The sequence below is a fragment of the Ruegeria sp. BF12 genome (assembly GCF_056538705.1).
In genome coordinates this window covers 193,614-205,218 of sequence record NZ_JBQFTP010000008.1, presented here as the reverse complement: position 1 = coordinate 205,218, position 11,605 = coordinate 193,614, and the positions used below count along the sequence as shown (strand labels likewise).

At 56.0% G+C, this 11,605-nt stretch carries 8 protein-coding genes; 3 read left to right on the top strand and 5 right to left on the bottom strand.

The features are described from left to right. Positions 1–5: 5 nt before the first annotated feature. Both ACR0J0_RS14325 and ACR0J0_RS14320 read right to left on the bottom strand, forming a co-directional pair. Complete coding sequence (locus ACR0J0_RS14325) at positions 6–2,069, bottom strand: TRAP transporter large permease subunit (RefSeq protein ID WP_480664828.1); 2,064 nt, start codon at positions 2,067–2,069, stop codon at positions 6–8. Between the two features lie 115 nt (positions 2,070–2,184). Beyond that, positions 2,185–3,234 carry a TRAP transporter substrate-binding protein gene (locus ACR0J0_RS14320; RefSeq protein WP_480664827.1) on the bottom strand — a complete coding sequence of 350 codons (1,050 nt, stop codon included), beginning with the start codon at positions 3,232–3,234 and terminating at the stop codon, positions 2,185–2,187. Positions 3,235–3,566: 332 nt separating this feature from the next. On the opposite strand from ACR0J0_RS14320, the gene ACR0J0_RS14315 reads away from it, so the two are divergent. From ACR0J0_RS14315 to fcl, 3 genes are all read left to right on the top strand, one after another. Further along, on the top strand, positions 3,567–4,367 hold the full coding sequence (locus ACR0J0_RS14315) for a FadR/GntR family transcriptional regulator (RefSeq protein WP_480664826.1): 801 nt from the start codon (positions 3,567–3,569) through the stop codon (positions 4,365–4,367). Between the two features lie 782 nt (positions 4,368–5,149). Continuing rightward, complete coding sequence (gene gmd, locus ACR0J0_RS14310; protein WP_480664825.1) at positions 5,150–6,274, top strand: GDP-mannose 4,6-dehydratase; 1,125 nt, start codon at positions 5,150–5,152, stop codon at positions 6,272–6,274. A gap of 10 nt (positions 6,275–6,284) precedes the next feature. Continuing rightward, on the top strand, positions 6,285–7,262 hold the full coding sequence (gene fcl / locus ACR0J0_RS14305; protein WP_480664824.1) for a GDP-L-fucose synthase: 978 nt from the start codon (positions 6,285–6,287) through the stop codon (positions 7,260–7,262). A 32-nt stretch (positions 7,263–7,294) separates the two neighbouring features. Here fcl and ACR0J0_RS14300 read toward each other — a convergent pair whose 3' ends face one another. The 3 genes from ACR0J0_RS14300 to ACR0J0_RS14290 all read right to left on the bottom strand — a co-directional run bounded on the left by ACR0J0_RS14300 (position 7,295) and on the right by ACR0J0_RS14290 (position 11,604). Next, the gene (locus ACR0J0_RS14300) at positions 7,295–8,371 is read right to left on the bottom strand and encodes a DUF2793 domain-containing protein (RefSeq protein WP_480664823.1); all 1,077 of its coding nucleotides are present in this window, start codon (positions 8,369–8,371) and stop codon (positions 7,295–7,297) included. Positions 8,372–8,591: 220 nt separating this feature from the next. After that, positions 8,592–9,485, bottom strand: a complete 894-nt coding sequence (gene galU, locus ACR0J0_RS14295) for a UTP--glucose-1-phosphate uridylyltransferase GalU (RefSeq protein ID WP_480664822.1) — start codon at positions 9,483–9,485, stop codon at positions 8,592–8,594. Positions 9,486–9,798: 313 nt separating this feature from the next. Then, positions 9,799–11,604, bottom strand: a complete 1,806-nt coding sequence (locus ACR0J0_RS14290) for an ABC transporter ATP-binding protein (protein WP_480664821.1) — start codon at positions 11,602–11,604, stop codon at positions 9,799–9,801. Position 11,605 lies beyond the last annotated feature (1 nt).

Sequence of the window (11,605 nt, the reverse complement as noted above, 5' to 3'; positions counted from 1 at the left end):
GCTCCTTAATAGGCGACTGAAGGCAACCAGGTGGCAAGCGTTGGCCACAGGAAGACCAGCGCCAGACCCGTCAGCTGCAGAAGAACGAAGGGAATGATGCCCTTGTAGATATGGGTCAGCTTGATCTCGGGCGGGCAAACGCCTTTCAGGTAGAAGAGTGCAAAGCCAACCGGTGGGGTCAGGAAGCTGGTTTGCAGCGTCACCGCAACCAGGATCACGAACCACACCAGAGCCGGCTCATCCAGAACGCCAAAGCCGGGGATGTCGATGCCGAGGCCGTTCACGATCGGGCGCATCAGCGGCAGGACAATCAGCGTGATCTCGATCCAATCCAGAACGAAGCCCAGCAGGAAGACGATGAACAGGATGAACAGGATCGTGCCGTTGGCTCCAAAACCGGTGGACTGCACCACATGTTCGATCAGCTCATCGCCGCCCAGTTCGCGCAGAACGTACGAGAACACAGTCGCACCCAGGAAGATCGCGAAAATGTAAGCGGTGGTGTTGAAGGTCGACACCAGCACGTTCCACAGTTTTGCGAAAGTCAGCTTGCGATAGCCCAAAGCCAGCAGGGTCGCACCTAGCGCGCCGATGCCCGAGGCTTCGGTCGGCGTGGTCAGACCGGCGAAGATCGAACCCAGCACGGCGAGGATCAGCATCAGCGTTGGGATGACGGCAATCAGCACGTCCTTGACTGCGGCCCAGTCGGGGGCCGTTGCGCCTTCTGGCACTGGGGCGGCATCACGGTTCACCAGCGCAAGTATGAAGATATAGGTCAGATACAGGCCACCGATGATCACACCGGGGAAGACCGCTGCCATGAACAGGTCACCCACAGACAGCGCCATCTGGTCGGCCATGATCACCAGCATGATCGACGGCGGGATAAGAATGCCGAGCGTACCCGAGGCCGAGACGACACCGGCGGCCAACGTCGGTTGGTACTTCTGTTGCATCATTGATGGCAGCGACAGAACACCCAGCAGCACAACGGATGCTCCGATTATGCCCGTTGAGGCGGCAAGGATGATCCCGATCAGGGTCACGGTAATCGCCAAGCCGCCGCGTACCGTACCGAACAGTCGCTGCATCGAGGACATCAAACGCTCGGCCACACCGGATTCGTCCAGCATAAGGCCCATGAAGATAAACATCGGCAGCGCCACCAGAACCGCGTTCGACATGGTCGCGTAAACACGGTTCACCACCGCACCGAGGGTCAGGTAGTCGAGGCCAGTGAAAGTGCTCTCCAACCCCGTCCACAGCATCAGGTCGTTGTCGAACAGGTAGGCCAGACCGCAATATGCAACACCGACACCGGCCAGCACCCAGGCCACCGGATAACCGGTGAACAGCAGCGCAATGAAGGTCAGGAACATCGCGATGACCAGTTTTTCCTCGGTCGTCTCGACAAGGAAGGTCAAGCCCACGCAGACGGCGGCGAACACGGCCAGCAACAGCAGAATACGACGCAGCGGCGCACCCTCGCGCTCTGAGGCTGGGCCGTACATCAGGGCGTGACCGTCATGGATCAGGCGCGCAAGCGCTGCCAGCGCCAGCAGGACAAAGCTGATTGGGATAACGGCCTTGAAAGCCCAGCGTGCAGGCAGGCCGGTCGGGCTGTCCGAGCGCTCGTTAACGCGGAAGCTTTCGTAGAAATAGTCATAACCCTGATCGATCATTAGATAGATGAACGGGGTCAGCAGAGTAAGGATGCCGATCACTTCGATCACACGTTGTGCGCGCCGCGACAGCTGCATATGCAAAACGTCGACACGAACATGGCTATCGGTGATCAAGGCATAGGAAATGCCGATCATCGTAACGATGCCATAGAAGTGCCACTGGATCTCGTCCAATTTGGGATAGTTTTGGCTGAACAAGTAACGCAGCGAGACCTGGCTGAAGATCGCTGCCATCAAAAGGACATTGGCCCACATAACCACGTGTCCGACGGCTTTCACACCAGTATCAATGGCAACAGCTATTTTCTGACGGTCGGTATCGGGGTGTTCCAGGATGCCTTCATAGGCTTCGACCGGATCATTAAGGTTGTTTTGCGTGGCCATGGGTAATCCTCGCTCAGTTGACCGGCGCGTTCGCGGTCAAGGGAATGCAGGTTTAAAGTCCTGAAAAAGTCCGAGGCGGAGGAGCCCGCCGCCCCGGACGCGTCAGCAGTTCAAGTTACTGACGGGGGAGGAACGCGTTGGTCTTCCACAGGTCATAGCCCTCGCGGAATTCGTTCATGTCGGCCAGAACCTTGGCGAAGAAAGCGTCGTTGGCGGCTTCTTCGGCAGCAACTTCTTCCCAGGTTGCGCGGAACGTATCCAGCATTTCAGGCGACCACTGCTTGATGGTAACACCATTGTTTTCGACGTTGTCGATCAGGGCCGCGTGCTGAATGGCCTCACCTTCGGCAAAGCTGTCGGCCATCGACGCCTTGCAAGCGTTTTCGATGATTGCCTTGTGCTGCTCGCTGGTCTCTGCCCAGACGTCCTTGTTGATCATCAGTTCGAACACCGTCGCCTGTTGGTGCCAGCCGGGGAAGTAGTTGAACTTGACCAGCTTGTGGAAGCCCAGACGGGCGTCGATGGCAGGCATCGAGAACTCGGTCGCGTCGATCGCGCCTTTTTCCAGTGCGGGAAAGATCTCTCCGCCCGGCAGCAGCGAGGTTGCCACACCCAGTTTCTGCATCACTTTGCCGCCCAGGCCGAAGAAACGCATTTTCAAACCGTCCAGATCTTCGGGCGAGTTGATTTCGGTCGCGAACCAGCCCGAGGTTTCGGGCGCGATGATGGCGCACGGCAGAACTTTGACGTTGTAACCCGCCTGATCATACATCTCTTGATACAGCGTCAGACCGTTGCCGTAATACATCCACGCCATGTATTCGCCGGCCTCGGGGCCGAACGGAACGGCCGAGAACAGCGGTGCGGCGGGGATTTTCCCAGCCCAATAGCCGGCAGTGGTGTAGCCCGAGTTGATCTTGCCTGTGGACACGGCGTCCAGAATTTCAAAGGGCGGAACCAGCTTGCCCGGCTCATAGACCTTCATCTTCAGTGTGCCGCCGGACATCAGGTCCAGTTGTTCAGCAACGCGCGGGATCGGCGAGCCGAGGCCGGGCAATTCGGTCGAAAAGGCAATCGGGGTTTTCAGCAACAGCTTGTCAGCGGCAACCGCAGGCGCAGCCATCAGGCTGGCAGCCACAGCGAGGCTCGTCAGGGTCTTCTTCATGAAATCTCCTCCAGGGTTGGTCAGGGCGTCTACCCCAATCAGTGGCGCAGGCTCTTCCAGCGCCTATCCGGTGGTAAATTAACTTTACCAGTTTGTTCCAGTCAATAATTTTGTTTACCACTGGTAATTCCAGGCGCGCCGATTGACGAGGAAAACAGGAAGCCCGATAGGGCAGTCCAAAGGCGGCATTCACAGGATTCCTTAAATAATCCTTAAAAAACAGGTTTCTGAGAACAGACCTACTGGATCTCTCACTGGCTTGAGTTTTGATGAGTTATGGTTATATTAATTTACCATCGACTTCGAAATTGGCAAAGTATAGGCGGAGCGTCATGAGCCCCACAGCGATATTTGAACCGGTTGGACACGAATCGCTGGCCGAAGCCGTAGTGGCACAGATCGAGGACCTGATCGCCTCGGGCGTTCTGAAACAGGGCCGCAAATTACCGTCCGAAAGGGACCTGGCCGAGATGCTGCGTGTGTCCCGGCCAAAACTGCGCGAGGCCCTTTCCGTTCTGGAAGAGCGCGGCCTAGTGACAACTCAGCATGGTGAGGGCACTTTCGTTGCCGCATTGACCGGACAGGCAATGATGCCGGCACTGCTGGCGCTTTACGAACGGCATGAACCCGCCTTTTTTGACTATCTCGAATATCGGCGCGAGCAGGAAGGATTCGCCGCCAGACTTGCAGCACGCCGCGCAACAAAAGCTGATAAGGAACGGATCACCGAAATTCTGAATGAGAATGAACGAGCCTGGCAAGAGAACGACTCGAAGGCTTCCCAAGAGGCCGATTTTGCGCTCCATTCCGCCATTGTTGACGCAAGCCAAAACGCCACTTTGATTCATATGATGGCTTCGATCTACGAGCTTACACGCAAAGGCGTGTTCTACAATCGGGACTTTCTGAAAACGATCGACGGCACTGGCGAGAAGCTTTTGCAGCAACATCTGGCGCTGGGTCGAGCGGTGATCGAAGGGGACGAGGCCCGTGCCGAAGAGGCCGCGACCGACCATATCGATTTTGTTGAGAAGTCATTCAGACTGGGATTGGAAAGACGCCGATTGGAAGCGATGGCCGAAAAGCGCAGGATGCTGTCGGATCACCACACCTTTGGGATGCCGCGCGGTTAATACAACTCCTGTGCTAAAATGCCGATTTTGGTTTTTCAGCGACCTGGAATGAACTTGCCCGAGCGGGGGTATCGGTAGATCACGCCACGCTGAACCGCTTGGTGATACGACACTCTTGCGCTATTGCAGACGCGACGCTGAAACAAGCCAGCGACCACGAAGTCCTTTTCTCGAATGATAGAAGTCAACAGCCGTCTCAGAGAGATCTTCATCGACAAGAGGGGATACCATTACCGCAGGCATCAAAGCTATCATCAAAATGCACAGAAGCTTTGGCTACCCGATTCCAAACGAGATGGTGGGGCGGAAATTTCTCACTAACATCGTAGAACAGGGCGAACGTTTCAACAAGCGGCGCACTCGCCAGATTCTTTGCGTCAAAGCATTTGCTTCAGCGGCAGACGGATTTGAGTTGGCAGGAAACTTTGCGACAGAACCCAATCCTGGAAGGCGACGAGTTGCACTTGGCGCCATTGACCGAGTTGGGTTTCAACCCCTTGGCATGACGGTAACAGCAGGGGTTGCAAGACGCCCTCGACAGTTCCCTCACTTGGTTTTCCTTACGGCGGTTCAAGTTAGAAAACTCCAGTCTACAGCACCGATTAGACCAAGGCCTCGCAAAAATCGGCAAAAGCGCCGTTTTGCTTGGTACCTCGAAAGAAGTGTCTGAGTTCGGATCCAGGCGCGAATTCTATACCCAACAATGGCCTTTGCTTGCATTCAGTCGGATATTGCTGTTTCTGAGATTGCAAGCACCAGATTGAGTTTCGTGGAACGCAGCTATGAAAAAAACAGCTTTGATTACTGGCATCACAGGACAGGATGGTTCTTATCTGGCTGAGCTTTTGCTGGAAAAAGGGTATGAGGTTCACGGAATCAAGCGGCGAGCATCGTCGTTCAACACGCAGCGTATCGACCATATCTATCAAGACCCGCATGTTCCCAATCCGCGCCTGCACCTGCACTATGGTGACCTGAGCGATACTTCGAACCTGACGCGTATCATTCAGGAAGTGCAGCCGGACGAGGTCTACAACCTTGGTGCCCAGTCGCATGTGGCGGTCAGTTTCGAAGCGCCTGAATACACAGCTGATGTCGACGCGATTGGTACTTTGCGATTGCTTGAGGCGATCCGGTTTTTGGGGCTTGAGAAGAAGACGCGTTTTTACCAGGCATCCACATCCGAGTTGTACGGCTTGGTTCAGGAAACGCCGCAGCGCGAAACCACGCCGTTTTATCCGCGTTCGCCCTATGCGGTTGCCAAGCTCTATTCCTATTGGATCACCGTGAACTACCGCGAAGCCTACGGTATGTACGCGTGCAACGGTATCCTGTTCAATCACGAGAGTCCGCGCCGGGGCGAAACCTTTGTGACGCGTAAGATCACTCGCGGTTTGGCCAATATTGCGCAAGGCCTCGAAAGCTGCCTGTACATGGGCAATATAGACAGCCTGCGCGACTGGGGGCATGCCAAAGACTATGTTCGGATGCAGTGGCTGATGCTGCAACAAGACACCGCCGAGGATTTTGTCATCGCAACAGGCGTTCAGTATTCGGTCCGGCAGTTCATTGAATGGTCCGCCAACGAACTTGGGGTTACGCTTGAGTTCTCGGGCGAGGGCGTCGATGAAATCGCGACAGTCAAATCCGTCAAAGGCGATAACGCACCTGCTTTGAAACAGGGCGACGTGGTCATGCGAATCGACCCGCAGTATTTCCGCCCGGCTGAGGTGGACACGCTGCTTGGCGACCCCACGAATGCCAAGACCAAATTGGGGTGGGTCCCTGAACTGACCGTCCAGGAGATGTGCGCCGAGATGGTCTCGGAAGACCTGAAAACAGCCAAGCGCCATGCGCTTTTGAAAGAGCACGGGTACGAATTACCGGTAACACTGGAATCTGGTTGAGGCAGCTGACATGCGCAAAATCTATGTGGCAGGTCATCGCGGTATGGTTGGCGGAGCAATTCTGCGTCGCCTGCGAGACCGTCAGACCTCGGGCGAAGCGTTGGAGCTTGTAACGCGAACGCACGCAGAGCTTGACCTGACAGCTCAGACAGCCGTCCGGGATTTCATGCAGACAGAGCGACCCGACGTTGTCATTTTGGCGGCAGCCAAGGTAGGTGGTATTCACGCCAACAACACGTATCCGGCAGATTTCATTTACGAAAACCTGATGATCGAATGTAACGTGATCCATCAGGCTTTTGACGCGGGTGTCAAAAACCTGCTGCAGTTGGGTAGTTCCTGCATCTACCCGCGCGCCGTCCCGCAGCCGATGCGGGAAGATGCATTGCTGACGGGTGTGCTTGAACCGACGAACGAACCCTACGCGGTGGCCAAAATCGCCGGGATCAAACTGTGTGAAAGTTATAACCGGCAGCACGGGGTAGATTATCGTTCAGTAATGCCGACAAACCTCTATGGTCCGGGCGACAATTTTCACCCTGAAAACAGCCACGTCCTGCCCGCTCTGATCCGCCGGTTCCACGAGGCGCAGCTCGATGGGCTGGACGAGGTTGTCATCTGGGGCAGCGGCAAGCCACGGCGCGAGTTCCTTCACGTAGACGACATGGCCGAAGCGTCGTTGTTCGTTCTGGACCTGCCTCGCGAAGTCTATGAGGCCAATACCCATCCCATGCTGAGCCATATCAATGTTGGTTGTGGCGAGGATGTTTCGATTGCCGAACTGGCGACGCTGGTTGCCAAAGTCACCGGGTTTGCGGGGCGGATTTCCCAGGACGTCAGCAAGCCGGACGGCACAATGCGAAAGCTGATGGATGTTTCGCGTCTGGCAGACATGGGATGGCGCGCGAAGACGGGTCTCGAGGATGGAATTCGCGAAACTTACGCGTGGTTTCAGGAACAGTCTGACGCAAGCCTGCGCGCCAAATAGCCGCCCGAACGCGCGTCCGGGCGGCAGGGGGGTCAGAACCAGCGACCGATAGCGATGCACGCTGGCGAAAGCGTTACGGAATCAGACGTTGAAGAAAACACCTTGAACGCAACCTGGGTTTCAGACGGCGTGTCGAACCCGACAAGCCTGCTAATGCCGCCGCCGCTGCCGCTGAGTGTTGGGGTGGTTCCAGCCGCAAACGCAGCCGGGAAGGTCCATAATGCGGACGTGCTGGCAAACATGGCACCTTCGGTGTTTGTGCAAGCTGTGGGGTCCGGCGTTGCTGTGCAAATCTGTGTTCCATCTGCGAAACGGACGAATTCGCCGTCTGATGTGCTTCCGCGTTCGATAACCGCGCCGGTTGGATTTCCGCCGGACTGCGCGACCGCACCCACCAGATTGCCCGGTCCATAGCCATAATCCGCCCGCATCAATCGCCCGGCGGTCGTGTCATTCGCATTGTTTTGAATGGCCGAGCCGCTGGCTATTCCGGTCGCGGGATTAAAACTCAGCGCATCTGACCAGTTGTTTCCATCCGGTGAGACCTTGATCGAAAACCCAGTGGTGCCCGACAGACCCATTTCGGCGTGGCCGGTCCAGTTGGATTGAAACAACAGGGATGCGGTATCATCGGCGTCGGCTTTGTTGATCTTCAGTTGATGCCCGCCGCCATCGTGACTCAACAACGTGGCCGGGGATCGGACCGACAGGCGATTTGTACTGTCGTACCCGGTGGCGATGCCAACACCGGGCAAGTTCTGCGTAGAAATCGGAGGGTCGATCCAGGCGGTCCCGTCCCATACTTTCAGACGTTCGGTGGTTTGATCCCAAGCGCGCCAACCCAAATCTGGACTCACAAAGTGCCAGGTGTTGTCCAGCCAGGCCGCAAGTTTTCCAGGCTGCCCGTACCAATCGCCGGTGGGGGCTGTTCCAATTGCGTGAATTTCACCCTGAGCAGGTGCTGCAGGCGGAGTCGCAGCATTGGTTGCCACAACATTCAGTTGCACCACCAGATCCAGAAGTCGCAGGGCTTCGTTATGTGTGACGTGCTTTTGTGCCTGCGAGGGTTGAAGGAAAGGCAGATTCAATCTGGGCGAATTCAGGGACAAGGGGCATCCTCCGTTGGCTGTCAGTGCGACAATTGCATTGTGCGCAACACTGCCGTGACACACATGAATTTCGACTGACTGAGCCGAACGCCCCGGCAACAATTCGCTAATCACTTGTTTGTTTGGCGAAGTGCAAAACAGGCGTGCAAGCAAAAAGAGCAAGCTGCGTCTTGTGCAACTTGCCCCGTTCATTCTTGCCAGCGAGAGTTAGGTGATCCTGTTACTGTGCGGCCTGGCTCGTGACCACGACGTCATGCAAGTATTCTCTCAAGTCATCACGCAGATCGTCGCGTGCAAGCGCAAAGGCAACAGTGGCCTGCAGGAAACCCGACTTGGAGCCACAGTCAAACCTTTGTCCGTCGAACTTGTAGCCAAAGACCGGTACGCCGTTTCTGATGTCCTCGGCGATCGCGTCAGTCAATTGAATTTCGCCACCGCTGCCTTGCTTGTTCTGATTGAGGTTGTACAGGACAGACGGGCGAAGAACATAGCGACCGATTACTGCCAGATTGGAAGGTGCCGTTTCGGGGCTGGGTTTTTCCACCATGCCGCGGGCACGTACCACCTGACCGATGTTTTCACCCACATCCAGCACACCGTACGAACTGGTTTTTTCGGCAGGAACCTCCATGGTGGCGACCATGTTTCCACCGGTTTCCTCATAGGCTTCGATCATCTGCTGCAGGCAGGGTCTTTCCGCCGCGATCACGTCGTCGGGGAGCATGACTGCAAAAGGTTCGTCCCCGATCAGTCGACGTGCGCACCAGACTGCGTGACCCAGGCCCAAGGCTTTGTGCTGGCGGATATAGGCGATTGCCCCGCTTTCCATGTTGGTTGCATTCAGCGTCTCCAACAGGTCGTCTTTGCCTTTTTCCTTAAGCGTTTGCTCAAGAATTTGGTTGCAGTCGAAATAGTCCTCCAACGCCGACTTCCCGCGCGATGTCACAAAAATGAACTCTGTGATCCCGGCAGCGCGGGCTTCGTCGATGGCATATTGAACCAGAGGGCGGTCAACCAAGGTCATGATTTCCTTAGGCACCGATTTTGTTGCGGGTAGAAAACGGGTGCCCAGACCCGCTACCGGGAAAACCGCCTTTGTGACCTTACGTGCCATACTACCTCTCACTGTAAATTACCGTCCGAATGAATTTGTGCTTTCAAGGCTACCTAATAGGGTGCGCAGCCGGAACATTCAACGCATACAGACTAACTTCAAGCAATCCGGAGAAATCGTGCCACCGTTAACTATGGAAGTCAAAACTACCCGCTTTAGCTGACCAAGGCGTCGGTTGTAAGTCGGCTGAATAGGTCAACAATATAGCCAATTTTCACCGAATTAGGTGATTTTGGAAATCTCAACGGCGAGTAATGTCCGCCGCTAAAAAAATGCCCCGAAGGCAAAATGGTGCTTCGGGGCAGGGCAGCTATTACGCCTTAGCCATGATGGATTCGAGCGAGTCATGTTCAGCCACAAAATGATCAGGCTTCACTTCGCTCAGCTGCGGCACATAGTTTGTGTCACCGGCCGTAAGTCGGCTTGGAAGGAAACGCAGTGCGGCCTTTGGATCCATAGGCGAAGGTAATTCGCCGGGCAACTTCAGGCGCGTTCTGCTGCGTTCCACGTCCGGATCCGGAATTGGGACCGCCGAGATCAGAGATTTGGTATAGGGATGGATCGGATCAGAACAGATCACTTCGCCATCCCCCAACTCCACGATCCGGCCCAGATACAGAACCATAATCCGATTCGAAACCGCCCGCACAACCGACAGGTCGTGGCTGATGAAGATCATCGACAGACCGAACTCCTTTTGCAATTCCCGCAGCAGTTCCACAATCTGCGCCTGAATTGAGACGTCCAATGCAGACACCGCTTCGTCGCAGATGATCAGCTTGGGTTTGTTGATCATGGCGCGGGCGATGCCGACGCGCTGGTTCTGACCGCCGGACAGTTCATGCGGGTAACGGTTGATCATATTGGCCTTCAGGCCGACCCGCTCCATCATTTCCGCGACCATCTTTTTACGCTCACGCTCGGTCAGGTCGGGCCGGTAGGTTTTCAGCGGTTCAGCGATCGAGGCCGAGATGGTCATACGCGGATCGAGGCTGGCCAATGGATCCTGGAAAACGATCTGTAAATCCTTGCGGTATTTGTTCAGTTCGCGTCGTTTCAACCCAACAATGGGATGGCCCAGCCAGCTGACGTTACCCGCGCTGGGCTCGATCAACTGCAGAACGGCCCGTGCCAGAGTTGACTTACCGCAGCCCGACTCACCCACAACGCCGAGTGTTTCACCTTTGCGGATGTCAAAGCTGACACCATCAACGGCTTTCAGAGGCACTTTGCGTCCGAACAACCCGCCTGAAACGTGGATCGGAAAGTGCACCTTGACGTCATCGACCTTCAGCAGAGGCTCGTCGATCTTGTCCAGCGCCTTGGGTGCATCGCCGGCGTCGATGCGTGGCATCGCTTCCAGCAGTGTTCGTGTGTATTCGTGTTTCGGCGCACGAAAGATCTCGCGCGTCTCTCCCGCTTCCACGAATTGACCCAGTCGCATCACCTGAACGCGGTCGCACATCCTCGCGACGACACCCATGTCATGGGTAATCAGCGCGATGGCAGTGCCCTCGTCCTTTTGCAGACGCACCATCAGGTCCAGAATGTCGGCCTGAACGGTTACATCCAGTGCGGTTGTAGGTTCATCTGCGATCAAGAGCTTGGGATTACACAGCATCGACATCGCGATCATGACCCGCTGGCGCATGCCGCCGGAAAGCTCATGCGGGTATTGATCCAGACGGCGTTTGGCCTCGGGGATACGCACACGGTCCAACCACTCCAGACAACGTGCCCGTGCGGCGGAACCTTGCAGTCCCTCGTGAACTTGCAGAACTTCGCGCATTTGCTGACCGATCCGCAGGTGCGGTGTTAGGGCGGTCAACGGGTCTTGGAAAATCATGCCGACATCGTCGCCGCGGATTTGGTTCAGCTTGTTGACCGGCAGATTCAGGATTTCCTGACCGTTCAACATGGCTGACCCAAGTGCCCGTCCAGCAGGCGGCAACAGCCCCATCGCGGCCATGAAGGTCTGACTTTTGCCAGACCCGCTTTCACCCACGATGCCCAGGCATTCACCCGGATTGATATCGAAACTGATGCCCTTGACGGCCTCGACTATGCCATCGGGGGTGTCGAACTGGACGCTCAGGTCCTTTATGGAAAACAGACTCATA